Here is a 14,996-nt window from a genome sequence, read left to right on the forward strand (position 1 = left end):
CGACGCGTTCTCGGGGATCAAGCCTTGCGAAATGCCAACAGCAGCGCGGTGTCTTGGGCGTGGGGGCCCTGCGCGTCGGGGCCATAGATCGCCACCTCGGTCTGGCTGACATCGGTTATCTCACCGTCCAGTTGCGCAACCCTGTCGGCAAATCCTGCCGCTTGGTGGTGCGCTGCGTTCACGGACAAGACGATCCAGCCGCCCGGTCGCACAGCGTCCATAACCGGATCAATGCCGCCCGGGCCGACATGCCCGTGCGTGAAAGTCCCCGAACTCACCAGCCCCTGATAGGGGCCGTCGGGCAAGGTTAGCCCATCGAGCAGGTTGCCGGGAAAGAGGTGACGGTAGGCGGCCTTGCCTTTGGCGACCGACAGCATTTCGGGCGAGATATCGGTGCCATCGACGGGCTCAATGCCCCGCGCCCTGAGGGCTATGCCGCACAATCCCGTGCCCGCACCAACATCCAGCACCGGGCCAAAGCCGCCCATCGTTACGTAGTGGCGCGCCACCTCTTCGTGCAGGACGTAGCCAGACGCATCGGCAAAATCGGCGTCATAGCTCTGCGCCCAGTCACGATAGAGGCGCACAGAGTCTTCGGGCGTCTTGAGCGCGTAGGCGCTGTCCAGATCAGGATCGTTGCTCATGTGCGGATTAGGCAAGGACGCGGCAAAGTTGGCAAGGCTCTTGTCCCGCCGCGCGGCAAGGTTCACCTATAGCGCATGAGCAAAACACTTCTTTCTTTCGGGCATGGATACTCCGCGAAAGCGCTGAGCGCGCTGTTGCTGCCGCAGGGGTGGCGCATCATCGGCACCACGCGCAGCGCGGAAAAGGCTGCAACCCTTGCCGAGACCGGGATCGAACCGCTGGTCTTTCCCGGCACCGATCTGTCGCAGGCCATTGATGCGGCGACACATCTGCTGATCTCGGCCGGGCCGGATGCGGACGGCGATCCGGTTCTGCGCGCCGTGGGCGACCAGATCGCACGCAGTACGTTCGAATGGGCCGGGTATCTGTCAACGACGGGCGTGTATGGCGACCATCAAGGCGGGTGGGTCGATGAGGACAGTGCCCTCACCCCCTCGACCCGCCGGGGCCAATGGCGGGTCGAGGCCGAGGCCGCGTGGCAAGCCATCCCTGATTTGCCGCTGCATATCTTTCGCCTTGCGGGCATCTACGGGCCCGGGCGCGGCCCCTTTGCCAAGGTGCGCGCAGGAACCGCGCGGCGGATCATCAAGGAAGGTCAGGTGTTTTCCCGCATCCATGTCGAGGATATTGGACAGATCGTTGCCGCCTCAATCGCGCGGCCCAATCCCGGGGCCGTTTACAATCTGTGCGACGACGACCCGGCCCCGCCACAGGATGTGATTGGCCACGCAGCCGAGTTGCTGGGGCTGCCCCTGCCCCCAGCCGAGGATTTCGAAAGCGCCGACATGACCCCGATGGCCCGCAGCTTTTATGCCGAAAGCAAGCGGGTCAGAAACGACCGCATCAAGGACGAGTTGGGCGTCACACTGCTTTACCCCTCTTACCGGGACGGGCTGGCCGCCCTCTTGGCCGATGACCACGACTGAACCGAACAGCCTGGGCGATCTGCTCGATAGTCTCGAGGCCGCCGCCAAAGCGGACACGGTCACGGTGCAGGGTGTGCTGGATGAGATCGGGGATCGCTCCATCACGCCCATCGTGCTGGCCATATCGCTGATCCTGGTCTCGCCCCTCTCGGGGATACCCGGTTTGCCCACCCTGTCCGCCGCGATCATCCTGCTGATTATGGCGCAGGCCTTCTTGCCAAACCGACACCTGTGGTTGCCCGCCTTGCTGCGCAACCGATCGGTCCGGTCGGATCGGTTGCAAAGGGCGGTCGCTCGGATGCGCCGCCCCGCCGCCTGGATCGACCGTCATTCACATCCGCGCTTGCGCATCCTCACGTCCGGGCCGCTGCGGTGGCTGACATTGCTGGCCTGCCTGCTTGTGCCGATGGTCTGGCCGTTTCTCGAACTGTTGCCCTTTGTCACATCCATTGGCGCGGGCGCGGTGGCGCTCATGTCGTTCGGACTGCTGACGCGCGACGGGCTGTACGTCTTGTTCGGCTATGGGGTGATCGGCGGCATGGCTGCGTTGATCCTGTGGCTGGTTCAGGCGACCTGAGGGCGCATCACCCGGTATAGAACAGCGCCAATGACCCCAAACACGACCAACAGGCCAAGCGCCGTGCCCGCGTTGATCGCGTAGAAAACGGCCCGTTCGGGCCATTCCATCGAATTCAGGAACGGGTATGGCAACCCGCTGGTCACGTTGCCCGTCGGCTTGTCATTGAACCGCTGCACGAACAATTCGGCCCAGACCACATAGGCCCCTATGATCAGCATCAGCGGCGCGATGCCGCGCCACACGCGGCGGAACACACGCCCGACAAACAGGGCGTCGATGATCTGCAGCGCCGGTCCCAATCCGTGCAGATAGTATTCTAGGTACCAGATGATCTGGCCATTGCCGTTCACCAGTTTCGGATCGGTAAAATAGAGCCGCCAGTAGAGGAACACGACCATCACGTTCAGCACCGCCGCGCACATGGCCGTCACCTCGTGCCTGCGGGTGATGCGGTGTTCGGTCAGGGCGAGCATGCGGCTGGCGGCATAGAACGACAGGAACAACGCCCAGACGGTCAGATAGCGAAATGGCCCGCCGGGTCCTCCCCAATTGCCAAACAGCATCTGGTAGAGGCAATAGCCCGCGGCCAGCAGGAACACGGCCCAGCGATAGATGTGGATCGGGCGGCTGTGGATGTTCATCGCGGGATCACCGGTGTTGCGCGCGCTACAGTCATCCCCGCAACCTGTCGCACCCTTGGCCCTGACACAAGCGTTACGCGCGGGCCTCGCCCAATGACGCAATGCCAAGCACGTTCAGCACCTTGGCCTCGATATGTTCGGCGTTCATGCCTGCAACCGCGTACATGTCCGCCGGGTTGGCTTGGTCGATGAAGATGTCTGGCAGGACCATGGAGCGGTATTTGAGCCCGGTATCGAACACGCCTTCCTCGGCCAGCAGTTGTGCGACATGGCTGCCAAAGCCGCCGATGGCGCCCTCTTCGATGGTGATCAGCGCCTCGTGCCTCGTGGCCAGATCAAGGATCAGATCACGGTCCAGCGGCTTGGCAAAGCGGGCATCAGCGATGGTGGGTGTAATCCCCTTGGCGGCCAGGTTTTCGGCCGCCTTTTGCACCTCGCTCAACCGGGTGCCAAAGCTGAGGATGGCCACGCCCTTGCCCTCCTGGATCATGCGCCCCTTGCCGATCTCAAGCGGGGTGCCGCGTTCCGGCATCTCGACGCCCGTGCCCTCGCCACGTGGGAAACGGAATGCGATGGGGCCGCTATCATGCGCCGCAGCCGTCGCAACCATGTGGACCAGCTCAGCCTCGTCCGCCGCGGCCATGACCGTGAAACCGGGCAGGTTGGACAAGTACGCCACATCAAACGCGCCCGCATGTGTCGCCCCATCCGCCCCCACCAATCCGGCGCGGTCGATGGCAAAGCGCACGGGCAACCGCTGGATGGCCACATCGTGCACAACCTGGTCATAGCCGCGCTGAAGGAAGGTTGAGTACATCGTGCAGAACGGTTTCATCCCGCCCGCCGCCAGCGCGGCAGAAAAGGTCACGCCATGCTGTTCGGCGATGCCCACATCAAAACAGCGGCTGGGGTAGCGTTCGGCGAACATGTTGAGGCCCGTGCCGTCCGGCATCGCCGCCGTCACCGCGCAAATCTTGTCATCCGCCTGTGCCTGCTTGATCAACGCCTCGGCAAAGACCTTGGTGTAGCTGGGCGCGTTCGAGGGGGCCTTCTTCTGCTCGCCCGTGATCACGTCGAACTTGGCCGTTGCGTGCCCCTTGTCGCGGGCGCTCTCGGCGGGTGCGTAGCCTTTGCCCTTTTTCGTCAGGACGTGGATCAGGATTGGGCCGGTCGCGCGTTCCTTAACGGTGCGCAAAACAGGAAGCAACTGGGTCATGTCATGCCCGTCGATGGGGCCGAGATAGGAAAACCCCAACTCTTCGAACAGGGTGCCGCCCACAGCCATGCCTTTCAGCATTTCCTTGGCCCGCTTGGCCCCTTCGCGGAAGGGTTCAGGCAGCAGGCTGACCGCGCCCTTGGCGGCGGCCTTGAAATCCTGGAACGGGTTTTGCGCATAGAGGCGCGACAGGTAGGACGACATCGCGCCCACAGGCGGGGCAATCGACATCTCGTTGTCGTTCAGGATCACGATCAGGCGCTTGCCAAGGTGACCGGCATTGTTCATCGCCTCATAGGCCATGCCCGCACTCATCGATCCGTCACCGATCACGGCAATCGCATCGCCCGCACCGACCGGGTCGGCTCCACCCAGATCGCGGGCCACGGCAAAGCCAAGCGCGGCACTGATCGAGGTCGAGGAATGTGCCGCGCCAAACGGGTCGTAGGGCGACTCGCTGCGCTTGGTGAACCCGCTCAGCCCGTCCTTCATCCGCAGGGTGCGGATGCGGTCGCGCCGTTCGGTCAGGATCTTGTGGGGGTAGCACTGGTGACCGACATCCCAGACCAGCTTGTCCCGGGGCGTGTCAAAGACTGCGTGCAGCGCCACAGTCAGTTCCACCACACCCAGACCAGCGCCCAGATGCCCGCCCGTGACGGAAACGGCTGACACCGTTTCGGCCCGCACCTCATCCGCGATTTGCCGCAGTTGTGCATCTGAAAACCGTTTCAGATCGGCGGGGCGCTGGACCGTATCCAGCAGCGGGGTTTTGGGGCGATCACTCATGGCAGTCTCACGTCTTGCGGGCGACGACAAAACGGGCGGCATCCCGCAAAACGTCTGCCTCGGCTCCGTATACATGTAAGGCATCGCAGGCCTCGGTCACCAGCGCATCTGCGCGGCGTTTCGCCTCGTCCAGCCCCAGAAGGGAGACAAAGGTGGCCTTGCCCGCCTCTGCATCCTTGCCCGTGGCCTTGCCCATCGTGGCGGCATCGCTGGTCACATCCAGCACGTCGTCGGCAATCTGGAAGGCAAGGCCGAGCGCGCGCGCATAGGTTTGGAGCGGGCTGATATCGGCCTGCGCCATGCGCGCACCGGCCGTGGCCGACCATTCGATCAGCGCGCCGGTCTTGCCCCGTTGCAGGGTGGTGATTTCATCGAGGGTCAGGGGTGCATCCGCCGTTTCCGCGGCGATGTCGAGGGCCTGGCCCAGCACCATGCCCTGCGCGCCGGAGGCAATGGCAAGCGATGCGGCAAGGTCGGCCCGCACATCGCCCGATCCGACCTCGGGCCGCGTCACCAGCTCGAACGCGAGCGTTTGCAGCGCATCCCCGGCCAGAACGGCAGTCGCCTCATCCCATTTCACGTGCACGGTGGGTTCGCCGCGCCGCAGATCGTCGTCATCCATGCACGGCAGATCGTCGTGGACCAGCGAATAGGCATGCAGCGCCTCGATCCCCGTCGCTGGCCAGATGGCGGCCTGCCCGTCGATCCCGTGCAGCCGCGCGCCCATCAGAACCATGAACCCGCGCAGGCGTTTGCCGCCCCGGGTCGCGTGCGCCATCGCCTGCACCACCGGCAACGGATCGCGTGCGCCCAGCACGGCATCAAACTGCGCCTGAATGGCGCGGCCTGCGTCCTTCAGTCGGTCATGGAACACGTTCAGAGATCGCCCGTCGCTTTCAACCCGGTCGGGTTGCCATCGCTGTCCGTAGTGATCGCGGCGACCTTTTCCTCGGCCTCGCGCAGCTTGGTCTCGCAGCGGGTCTTGAGCGCGGCACCGCGTTCATAGAGCGTGATGGAGGCATCCAGCGCCACGTCGCCCCGCTCCAACTGGCCCAGCACCTGTTCCAGCTCGGCCATCGCTTCTTCAAAGCTCATCTCGTCAACGGGGCGGTCAGTCATGGGGCGGCCTTTATCAGCGATTGCACGTGGGCGCGGGCACACAGCGCCAGCGCGTCCAGATCATAGCCGCCTTCCAGCACCGATACCACCCGGCCTTTGCACAGCGTTTGTGCAGTTTCGGTGATGAGATCGGTGAGGCGGGTATAGGTGTCGACCGTCCAGTTCAACTGCGCCAGCGGGTCGTCCTGATGGGCGTCGAAGCCAGCGGAGACGAGGATAAGGTTGGGCTGATGTTTGATGAGCGCAGGGATCACCTCGCGCTCGTATGCGGCGATTGCATGATCCCCGTCGGTGCCGGGTGCCAAGGGCAGGTTCAGCACTGTACCGTGTGGCCCACGATCCGTCGCCGCGCCCGTGCCGGGCCAAAGCGGCATCTGCTGGCTGGTCACCACCAGCGCACGGGGGTCGTCTTGCAACAGCGCCTGGGTGCCGTTGCCGTGATGCACGTCGAAATCGACCACGGCGACACGTTCCAGCCCGTGCACCTCGAGCGCGTGCTTGGCCGCGATGGCGACGTTGCCAAAGATACAGAACCCCATGGGCAGGGACTGTTCTGCGTGATGTCCGGGCGGGCGCATGGCGACAAAGGCGTTGGTCACTTCCTCGTCCAGCACCATGTCCACGGCTTTGACCGCGCCCCCGGCAGCGCGCCATATGGCATTGTAAGAGGTGGGCGAGAGGAAGGTTTCAGCGTCGGTTTCCCGGTCGAGACCGGCAAAGCCATCACTCGGGATCTTGGAGCGAACGAAATCAATGTAGTCCTGCGGGTGGCACAGCGCGATCGACGCGTCATCAGCCAAGGGCGGATCGACGCGGACCAAATCGAGGTCCGCCAGCGCGCGCTGGATATAGTCAAGCCGCGCGACCTGTTCCGGCATACCGTGCGGCGTGACGTGCAAGAGGCCGTCGGCGTGGGTCAGCAGGGCGGTGCTCATGGCTTCATTGTTCCAAAAATATGCAAATTCCGAAGGGTCAGTCAGGCGCCAGCATGTATCCGGCACCCCGCACCGTTTGCAGATAGCGCGGCTGTTTGGGGTCGCTTTCGATCTTGCGCCGCAGGCGGGTGATCTGGACATCCACGGCGCGTTCCTGCGCTTGCCCACGGTCCCGGCCCAGATCCTCGACCAATTGCGCCCGGCTGATGGCCTCGCCGGGCTTGGCGGAAAACAGCTTCATCAACTGCATCTCGGTCGCAGTCAGGCGGACAAGATCGGGGCCTTGCCACATCTCGCCCCGCTCCATGTCATAGCGGATGGGACCGAGGGTCAGGATTTTCGGCGCGGCCTCGTCTGCGGCGACATCCGGCACACGGCGCAGGATCGCGTTGATGCGCAACAGCAGTTCCTTGGGCTCGAACGGTTTGGGCAGGTAGTCGTCAGCGCCCGCCTCCAGCCCCTCGATCCGGTTTTCGGTGTCGCCCTTGGCCGTCAGCAGCAGGATCGGGGTGGAATGTGTTTCGCGCAAGGACCGGCACAGGCTCAGCCCATCCTCGCCCGGCATCATCACATCCAGCACGATCATATCGAAATCGAGGCCCGCAAGGATACGGCGCGCGTGTTCGGCATCGCGGCCAGCCGTCACCAGAAACCCGTTCCGCATCAGGAACTTCTGCAACAACGTACGGATGCGTTCATCGTCATCGACGATCAACAGATGGGCATCAAAGTCACTCATGCGCCGCTCTCCTTCAGTCTTGTGTAGGTGCGTTGCATTTCCGTGTCCATCATCGCCTCGAGCACAGTGCGAAAGCCCGCCACGGCCTCGGGGCCTGCATCGCGGAACGCGGCGCGCATGCGGGCGCGTTGCGCATCCGACAACCGCCCTTCGAGCGCGCGTCCATCTTCGGTCAGGTACAGGTGACGTTCGCGCTTGTCCGTTTGGCCGACGCGCGATTCGACCAGCCCGTCCTCGATCAGCGTCCTTAGCACGCGGTTGAGCGACTGTTTGGTCACGCCCAGAATGTTGAGCAGGTTGTTCACCGTCGTGCCCGGAGCGCGGTTGATGAAGTGGATGGCACGGTGATGCGCGCGCCCATAGGCCATGTCAGACAGGATGCGATCAGGATCGGCCGTGAATCCGCGATAGGCGAAAAACATCGCCTCGATCCCCTGGCGCAATTGCTCGTCCGTGAGAAACAGCAGGTTTTCCCCGCTGATCGCGGCACTTGGGCGTCCGTCAGCCATACTGTCCTCGTATCAACTCTTGTTTTGACGCCAGTTTATGTCAGCCTTGTTGACATTCCAAGGGCGAAGGGCTATCGAATCGCAGGTTTTGCGCAACTTTATGTCCGCATCGGACATATTCACGCAATAAATGTAAAATGGAGGGCGCCATGGCTGGCTATGATGATCGCAATGGGAAAATCTGGATGGACGGCCAGATGGTCGACTGGCGCAGTGCGAATGTCCACATTCTGTCCCACGCCATGCACTATGCCTCGTCCGTGTTCGAGGGCGAGCGGGCCTATAACGGCAAGATCTTCCTCAGCCGTAAACACTCCGAGCGCTTGCATTTTTCCGCCAGCCAGCTCGACTTTGACATCCCCTACACCGTGGATGAGATCGAAGCCGCCAAGCAGCAGGTGCTGACCGCCAATGGCCACACTGACGCCTATGTGCGCGCGGTGGCATGGCGCGGCGCGGGCGAAGACATGGGTGTCGCCGCCGCGCGCAACCCGGTGCATCTGGCCATCGCGGCCTGGGAATGGGGCAGCTATTACGGCGATGCCAAGTTCCAGGGTGCCAAGCTGGATATCGCCAAGTGGAAACGCCCCAGCCCCGAAACCATCCCCGTGCATGCCAAGGCGGCGGGTCTGTACATGATCTGCACCACGTCCAAGCACGCGGCTGAGGCCAAAGGCTGTTCGGACGCGCTGTTCATGGACTATCGTGGCTATGTCGCCGAAGCGACCAGTGCCAACATCTTTTTCGTCAAGGACGGCGAGGTGCACACACCCAAGGCCGACGCCTTCCTCAATGGGCTGACACGCCAGACGGTGATCGGCATGCTTGAGGACCGTCAGATCAAGGTGCATGAGCGCGTGATCATGCCCGAAGAGCTGGAGGGGTTCGAGCAGTGCTGGCTGACCGGCACCGCCGCCGAGGTGACACCCGTGGGCGAGATCGCGGATTACAATTTCGAAGTTGGCGCCATCACGCGCGAGATCGCGGAAAGCTACGACAAGATGGTGCGCGCCTGACGTGGATTTCGACGCATTCGCCGTCGAGTGGGAGGCCGCCTGGAACTCGCACGACATTGATCGCATCCTTGCGCATTACAGCGAGGATGTGACCTTTCGCTCGGCCAAGGCGATGCGTCTGGTCGGGCACGGAGAGTTGCGTGGCAAGGCCGCCTTGCGCGACTATTGGGCCCGCGCCCTTGCGGCACAGCCAGAGCTGTCCTTTGTCGTTGTCGACGTGCTGCACGGCCACGGCATGCTGGTGATCACCTACCGCAATCAGCGCGACGTGCTGGCGGCAGAGACGTTGCGGTTTGGTCCCGATGGTCTGGTGGTCGAGGCCTCGGCCTGCCATTTGCCGCAGCGCTGATCGGCGCCTTCCCGCCCGTCACAAAACCTTGGCTGCCCTGTTACACCGCTGCCAAGCAAACGTTACCCACGCCCTGTTCTCTGACCCCATTCAGACAACAGGGAGCTTTTGATGCCACTTATCCGTCCGACCCGCCGCGCCTTTCTCGCAACCACGACCGCCTTTCTTGCCGCGCCGGCGATCAGCCGCGCGTCTGGCCGACCGACCTTTACCCACGGGGTGCAGTCTGGCGATGTCGACACGACATCCGGCATGATCTGGACCCGCACGGATCGCCCCGCGCGGATCGAGATGGAGGTGGCCACCACCGAAAGCTTTGCCAACGCCCGCCGTCTCGCACCGATGGATGCGATCCCGAACGGCGATATGGCAATCAAGCGTCTGGTCGATGGGCTGCCCTCGGATCAGGACATCTTTTACCGCTTCACCGCCACCGACCTGTCGGACGTCAACGCCTCGTCCGAACCGCTGGTTGGCCGCTTTCGCACCGCCCCCATGTCGCGCCGCAACATCCGCTTTGCGTGGTCGGGTGACACCGCGGGTCAGGGCTGGGGCATTGATGACGAGGGCATGCTGACTTACGCCACTATGGCCCGCCACACGCCTGACTTTTTCATCCACTCCGGCGACACGGTCTATGCCGATGGCCCGATGGAGGACACGGTGGAAAAGGACGGGTCCGTCATCTGGCAGAACACCACCCTGATCGACGCCAAGCGCAAGGTGGCCGAGAGCCTGCAAGAGTTCCGCGACCAGTGGAAATACAACATGATGGACACCCACGTGCAGGCACTGAACGCATCCGTGCCGACCTTCATGCAGTGGGACGATCACGAGGTCACCAACAACTGGTCCGACAGCAAGGATCTGATGGGCGACGACCGCTATACCGAGAAGTCGGTGCATGTGTTGCAGGCCCACGCCACGCGCGCCTTTCACGAGATGACCCCGCTGCGCATCACCCCGTCCGAGCCAAACCGCGTCTATCGCAAGATCAACTATGGCCCCATGCTGGATGTCTTCTTTCTCGATCTGCGCAGTTATCGCGGGCCGAACACGGCCACTCAGGGCGACGTGCTGGATGACAGCACCCGCGTGATCGGGGCCGAGCAGATGGCCTGGCTGAAGCGCGAGTTGGCCGGCAGCACAGCCACGTGGAAGGTCATTGCCTCGGATCAACCGATCGGCCTGATCGTATGGGACAATTTCCGCGAACAGGCGGGCTCCGAAGGGATTGCGGACGGCACAGATGCGGGCGCCAAGGGGCGCGAGTTGGAGGTGGCCGAACTGCTCCGCTTTATCAAGACTGCGAATGTGGCCAACACCGTCTGGTTCACGGCCGATGTCCACTACACCGCCGCGCATTACTACGATCCGAACAACGCACAGTTCAGCGATTTCGAACCGTTCTGGGAGTTTGTGTCCGGCCCGCTGCACGCTGGCACCTTTGGCCCCAATGCGCTGGACGCGACCTTTGGCCCCGAGGTCAGGTACGTAAAGGCCCCAACCGAAGAGCAAGGGGTGAACCTGCCGCCCAGCGCCGGTTTGCAGTTCTTTGGTCTTGTCGACATTGACGGGGCAACACAGGAGATGACGGTGCGCCTGATGGATCGGGGCGATACCGAATTGTACCGCGTCACCCTCGAGCCGAAGGGCACGAGCATCTGAACCGATTGCGCACCGGTCCTGCCGGTGCGCGTCACCCTTTGGGGTCGGTCACGGACCGGGCGCGCCGCCGCTCTAGCCCCAATTGGCGTTCGCGCCAGATGATCAGAACGCCGCCCAGCACGACAAGCGATGCGCCCGTGACCGTGGCAAGCGTCGGTAGCTCGGCAAAGATCACATAGCCGATCAGGGCAGCAAAGATCAGTGACGCGTAGTCGAATGGGGCAAGCATCGACGCCCCGCCAAAGCGGTAGCTGGTGGTGACGAGGATCTGGGCGATGCCCCCCACCAGCCCGGAACAGATCAGCAAGGTCAGATCACGCGGGTCCGGAATGACCCAGCCAAAGGGCAGGCTGAGAAGGCTGAGCACAGTGGCCGTCAGCGAGAAGTAGAATACGATGGCGGCGGTGTGTTCCGTCTTGACCAGCGTGCGAATGTGGATCTGGACAAAGGCACGCAGGATCGACGCGCCCAGCACGAGGATCGCCCCGATGCTGCCTGCCGTGCCCAGAGCCTCCAGCGAGAGTTGCGGCCAGATCACGATCATCACACCGACAAGACCCAAGGCCACCGCACTAATGCGGAACAGACGCACACGCTCGCCCAGCATGAGCGCCGCAAGAATGACGGTGAACATGGGCGTGGCATAGCCGATGGCCGTCACTTCGGGCAGCGGCAACAGGCCAAGCCCGGCAAAGGTCAGCGCCATGGCGGCGGTGCCAAACAACCCGCGCCAGATGTGGCCCATGAGGTTGACGGGGATCAGCGCCTCGCGCAGCTCTCCCTTTTGCCAGATCCAGCCGACGATGATCGGCAGGGCAAAGAGCGAGCGGAAGAATACCGCCTGCCCGGAGGGGACGTTCTGCGTCGCCGCCTTGATCATTGCGGCCATCACCATGAACAGAAACACCGCCATCAGCTTGAGTGCGATGGCGGTGCCCGGTTTGTTCTGGGTGGCGGGTGCTTGCATGTCCCCCGACCCATGTCGGGTTACGCCGCCAATGGCAAGCGGTCAGTTCAGCGCGGCAACGCCCAACGGCACGCTGAACTTCAGGCACCAGATGTAGACCTCGTTATAGTCGGCGGGGTCGACGCCAGCGGGCACTGTAAAGGTCTGCTTGCCGTTTAGCGATTTCAGCAGGCCCATGCCGGTGGCCAGATCATACTTGCCGTCCTTGCCAAAGCCCACGCGCGGATCGGGCGCGCCATCCAGGCTGAAGTCGTCGCCAAGGATCACGGTGTGCGACCCGTCGGCATTCTTGACCACTTCAACACCGCCGGTGGTGATGTGATCAGAGGCGCCGGTGAACGTACCAGTGGCGACTGTGCCAGCGTCAGCAGAAACTGCGGCGAAAGAAATGAAGCCCGCCAGGGCGACAGCGAGGAGCGTTTGCAGGGTTTTGAACATCTTGTGATCCTTTGCAGGGTTTGGGGTTGGTCTGACCCTCACCTATCATTCGGAACCGAACGGTACAAAACACGATGACGTGAGTTCTGGACTATTTGGTTCCCAACCTATATTAGAGACGGAAACCGGAGAGATGCGTATGGCCCGCCCAAGATCGTTTGACACAGATGTTGCCGTTGAAAAGGCAATGCAGGTCTTTTGGACCCACGGCTACGAAGGTGCGTCGCTGCCCGATCTGCTCGACGGCATGGGCCTAACCCGTGGCAGCCTGTACAAGGCGTTCACGGACAAGAAGACGCTGTTTCTGCGTGTTCTCGAACATTACGAGGGCAAGGCCGTGCAAGCGGGTGTGGATCTGCTGACCGACCCCGCGATCCCCAACGGGGCCGAACGCATCATGACCATGTTCACCAATTCATACCGCGCCGTGACCGCAGGCGATCAGCGTGGCTGTTTGCTGTGCACGGCCGCCGCCGGGCCCAGCACCTATGATGACGAGATTGCAGCCGCCGTGTCCCAGGGCCTGGGTGCCTTGCGTGACGGTATGTACGAGGCATTGAAGGCTTCGCCAAAGCACGCCGCCAAATCGGATGAAGACCGCGGCGCCCTGGCCGACATGCTGATTGCCCAGTACATGGGCCTGCGCACCATGGCACGTGCCCGGATCGACACTGATACATTGCGCAACGCGGTGCGGTCGGTAGGTGTGATGCTGGCCTAGCCGATGGGGCCGCGCACGCCGCCGGTCTGACCGCGATCCAGTAGCAGGTGATCAAGGATCACGCAGGCCATCATCGCCTCGCCCACCGGCACCGCGCGGATGCCGACGCAGGGATCGTGGCGGCCCTTGGTGATGATCTCGGCCTCTTGCCCGGACTTGGTGATCGTCTTGCGCGTTTGCAGGATCGAAGATGTCGGTTTGACCGCAAAGCGCACAACGATGTCCTGCCCGGTCGAGATGCCGCCAAGGATGCCGCCCGCGTGGTTCGACGAATATTCCGGGCCATCGGGCCCCATGCTGATCTCGTCCGCGTTCAATTCACCCGTCAGCATGGCAGCGGACATGCCTTCGCCGATCTCAACACCTTTGACGGCGTTGATGGACATCATCCCGGCGGCGAGGTCGGTGTCCAGCTTGCCATAGACCGGCGCGCCAAGGCCTGCGGGCACGCCGCGTGCCACCACTTCGATGACCGCGCCGACGCTGCTGCCGGATTTGCGCAGACCATCGAGGTAGTCGGCCCATGTGTCAGCCGCCTGGGCGTCGGGCACCCAGAACGGGTTCTGGTCGATCTGGTCCCAGTCGAACCGGTCGCGGTCGATCTCGTGCGTACCCATACGGGTCATGTAGCCCTTGATCTCGATCCCCGGCACCAGTTTGGCCAATGCGGCGCGCGCCAGCCCACCAGCCGCTACACGAGAAGCTGTTTCGCGGGCCGACGACCGGCCTCCGCCGCGATAGTCACGGATGCCGTATTTCTGCCAATAGGTGATGTCAGCGTGGCCGGGGCGAAACTTCTCGGCGATATCGCCATAATCCTTGGAGCGCTGATCGGTGTTCTCGATCATCAACTGGATCGGTGTGCCAGTTGTCACCCCCTCGAACACACCGGACAGGATACGCACCTCATCCGCTTCGCGCCGCTGGGTGGTGTATTTGTTCTGACCGGGTTTGCGCTTGTCCAGCCACTGCTGGATCATGGCTTCGTCAATCTCGACACCCGGAGGGCAACCATCGACGGTGGCCCCGAGTGCAGGCCCGTGGCTTTCGCCCCATGTGGTGACGCGAAAAAGATGGCCAAAGCTGTTGATCGACATGAGGCGGCTCCAAGTTGCTGGCGAGAGATACAAAGCCCATGCGCAAATTGGAAGTCATTGCCGTCGCCCATCCAGACGCCAGGGTGGAAAGCGGCGGTTGGTGCCTGCGTAAAAGATGCAGATGCGGTTGCCTGACGGGTCATGCAAATGGGCTTCGGTCCACAGCCAGCGCATGCGATCGGGTGGGGCATCGACGTCCAGGCCTTTGGCGCGCAGGTCCGTCACCTTTTGCGCGACATCGCTTACTTCGAAGTAGACAGTCGTTTTCGATGGTGCCGCATCCGGGTCTGTCGAGATCGACAGCGTCTCGCCTGTTTCCGTTTCGAACCGGGCGTACCCATGGTCTGTTGCAACGATCTGGAGCAAGCCCAGGCGGGTGTAAAACTCGACCGCGCTCGCATAGTCCCGGACTGTCAGGGTGATCTGATTCATTCTCATGGCGCTCTCCTTTTTCGATACTGTCCGGCCTCAACCCCGCTTGAGGTCAAGCGGCCTTGTGGACCGGGAAAGAGCGCACTAATGTCCGCCTCACCTCGGGGTGCCTGAAAGGGCTGAGATGCAATGATGCGAACCCGTAGAACCTGAACCGGTTAACACCGGCGGAGGGAAGGTTTGGATCATCCCAAGACCCTTATCCCGCCGCC

General features: G+C 62.8%; 18 protein-coding genes and 1 riboswitch. Of the genes, 6 read left to right on the forward strand and 12 right to left on the reverse strand.

What is annotated here, in order from left to right; genetic code table 11:
• Positions 1 to 17 precede the first annotated feature (17 nt).
• On the reverse strand, positions 18 to 644 hold the full coding sequence (locus ACMHLQ_RS10605; RefSeq protein ID WP_415404749.1) for a class I SAM-dependent DNA methyltransferase: 627 nt from the start codon (positions 642 to 644) through the stop codon (positions 18 to 20).
• A gap of 75 nt (positions 645 to 719) precedes the next feature.
• Here ACMHLQ_RS10605 and ACMHLQ_RS10610 point away from each other — a divergent pair, with 75 nt between their 5' ends.
• Positions 720 to 1,571 carry an SDR family oxidoreductase gene (locus ACMHLQ_RS10610; protein WP_415404750.1) on the forward strand — a complete coding sequence of 284 codons (852 nt, stop codon included), beginning with the start codon at positions 720 to 722 and terminating at the stop codon, positions 1,569 to 1,571.
• Positions 1,558 to 2,148 carry an exopolysaccharide biosynthesis protein gene (locus ACMHLQ_RS10615; RefSeq protein ID WP_415404751.1) on the forward strand — a complete coding sequence of 197 codons (591 nt, stop codon included), beginning with the start codon at positions 1,558 to 1,560 and terminating at the stop codon, positions 2,146 to 2,148. Before ACMHLQ_RS10610 ends, ACMHLQ_RS10615 begins: the two co-directional genes overlap by 14 nt.
• Here ACMHLQ_RS10615 and ACMHLQ_RS10620 read toward each other — a convergent pair.
• The 7 genes from ACMHLQ_RS10620 to ACMHLQ_RS10650 all read right to left on the reverse strand — a co-directional run bounded on the left by ACMHLQ_RS10620 (position 2,136) and on the right by ACMHLQ_RS10650 (position 8,096).
• Positions 2,136 to 2,792, reverse strand: a complete 657-nt coding sequence (locus ACMHLQ_RS10620) for a hypothetical protein (RefSeq protein ID WP_415404752.1) — start codon at positions 2,790 to 2,792, stop codon at positions 2,136 to 2,138. The genes ACMHLQ_RS10615 and ACMHLQ_RS10620 overlap by 13 nt on opposite strands.
• A 73-nt stretch (positions 2,793 to 2,865) precedes the next feature.
• Positions 2,866 to 4,794: a 1-deoxy-D-xylulose-5-phosphate synthase gene (gene dxs / locus ACMHLQ_RS10625; protein ID WP_415404753.1), complete on the reverse strand. Its 1,929-nt coding sequence runs from the start codon at positions 4,792 to 4,794 to the stop codon at positions 2,866 to 2,868.
• Positions 4,795 to 4,801: 7 nt separating this feature from the next.
• On the reverse strand, positions 4,802 to 5,668 hold the full coding sequence (locus tag ACMHLQ_RS10630) for a polyprenyl synthetase family protein (protein WP_415404754.1): 867 nt from the start codon (positions 5,666 to 5,668) through the stop codon (positions 4,802 to 4,804).
• Positions 5,669 to 5,670: 2 nt separating this feature from the next.
• On the reverse strand, positions 5,671 to 5,913 hold the full coding sequence (locus tag ACMHLQ_RS10635) for an exodeoxyribonuclease VII small subunit (RefSeq protein ID WP_415404755.1): 243 nt from the start codon (positions 5,911 to 5,913) through the stop codon (positions 5,671 to 5,673).
• On the reverse strand, positions 5,910 to 6,848 hold the full coding sequence (locus tag ACMHLQ_RS10640) for a histone deacetylase family protein (RefSeq protein WP_415404756.1): 939 nt from the start codon (positions 6,846 to 6,848) through the stop codon (positions 5,910 to 5,912). Before ACMHLQ_RS10640 ends, ACMHLQ_RS10635 begins: the two co-directional genes overlap by 4 nt.
• Positions 6,849 to 6,885: 37 nt before the next feature.
• Entirely contained in the window at positions 6,886 to 7,587 is a 702-nt protein-coding gene (locus ACMHLQ_RS10645) for a response regulator (RefSeq protein ID WP_415404757.1), read from the reverse strand.
• Entirely contained in the window at positions 7,584 to 8,096 is a 513-nt protein-coding gene (locus tag ACMHLQ_RS10650; protein ID WP_415404758.1) for a MarR family winged helix-turn-helix transcriptional regulator, read from the reverse strand. Before ACMHLQ_RS10650 ends, ACMHLQ_RS10645 begins: the two co-directional genes overlap by 4 nt.
• Positions 8,097 to 8,245: 149 nt before the next feature.
• Here ACMHLQ_RS10650 and ACMHLQ_RS10655 point away from each other — a divergent pair, with 149 nt between their 5' ends.
• The 3 genes from ACMHLQ_RS10655 (at position 8,246) to ACMHLQ_RS10665 (ending at position 11,129) form a co-directional block, all read left to right on the forward strand.
• Complete coding sequence (locus ACMHLQ_RS10655; RefSeq protein WP_415404759.1) at positions 8,246 to 9,112, forward strand: branched-chain amino acid aminotransferase; 867 nt, start codon at positions 8,246 to 8,248, stop codon at positions 9,110 to 9,112.
• A 1-nt stretch (position 9,113) separates the two neighbouring features.
• The gene (locus tag ACMHLQ_RS10660) at positions 9,114 to 9,461 is read left to right on the forward strand and encodes a nuclear transport factor 2 family protein (protein ID WP_415404760.1); all 348 of its coding nucleotides are present in this window, start codon (positions 9,114 to 9,116) and stop codon (positions 9,459 to 9,461) included.
• A gap of 111 nt (positions 9,462 to 9,572) precedes the next feature.
• Positions 9,573 to 11,129, forward strand: a complete 1,557-nt coding sequence (locus tag ACMHLQ_RS10665) for an alkaline phosphatase D family protein (RefSeq protein WP_415404761.1) — start codon at positions 9,573 to 9,575, stop codon at positions 11,127 to 11,129.
• A 31-nt stretch (positions 11,130 to 11,160) separates the two neighbouring features.
• On the opposite strand, the gene ACMHLQ_RS10670 is transcribed toward ACMHLQ_RS10665, so the two are convergent.
• Positions 11,161 to 12,096 carry a DMT family transporter gene (locus ACMHLQ_RS10670; RefSeq protein WP_415404762.1) on the reverse strand — a complete coding sequence of 312 codons (936 nt, stop codon included), beginning with the start codon at positions 12,094 to 12,096 and terminating at the stop codon, positions 11,161 to 11,163.
• 42 nt (positions 12,097 to 12,138) lie between these two features.
• On the reverse strand, positions 12,139 to 12,534 hold the full coding sequence (locus tag ACMHLQ_RS10675; protein WP_415404763.1) for a DM13 domain-containing protein: 396 nt from the start codon (positions 12,532 to 12,534) through the stop codon (positions 12,139 to 12,141).
• 187 nt (positions 12,535 to 12,721) lie between these two features.
• On the opposite strand from ACMHLQ_RS10675, the gene ACMHLQ_RS10680 reads away from it, so the two are divergent.
• Entirely contained in the window at positions 12,722 to 13,255 is a 534-nt protein-coding gene (locus tag ACMHLQ_RS10680; RefSeq protein ID WP_415404764.1) for a TetR/AcrR family transcriptional regulator, read from the forward strand.
• Here the strand turns inward: ACMHLQ_RS10680 and aroC are convergent.
• Entirely contained in the window at positions 13,252 to 14,352 is a 1,101-nt protein-coding gene (gene aroC, locus ACMHLQ_RS10685; RefSeq protein WP_415404766.1) for a chorismate synthase, read from the reverse strand. The two genes, ACMHLQ_RS10680 and aroC, sit on opposite strands and share 4 nt — an antisense overlap.
• A gap of 54 nt (positions 14,353 to 14,406) precedes the next feature.
• Positions 14,407 to 14,790 (reverse strand): VOC family protein, encoded by a 384-nt coding sequence (locus ACMHLQ_RS10690; protein WP_415404767.1) that lies wholly within the window; start codon positions 14,788 to 14,790, stop codon positions 14,407 to 14,409.
• 86 nt (positions 14,791 to 14,876) lie between these two features.
• A riboswitch (TPP riboswitch) is annotated at positions 14,877 to 14,977 on the forward strand.
• The last annotated feature ends 19 nt before the right edge of the window (positions 14,978 to 14,996 follow it).

Origin of the sequence: Tateyamaria algicola, from assembly GCF_047715485.1 — a bacterium.
In the GTDB taxonomy this organism is placed as follows: Bacteria; Pseudomonadota; Alphaproteobacteria; order Rhodobacterales; family Rhodobacteraceae; genus Tateyamaria.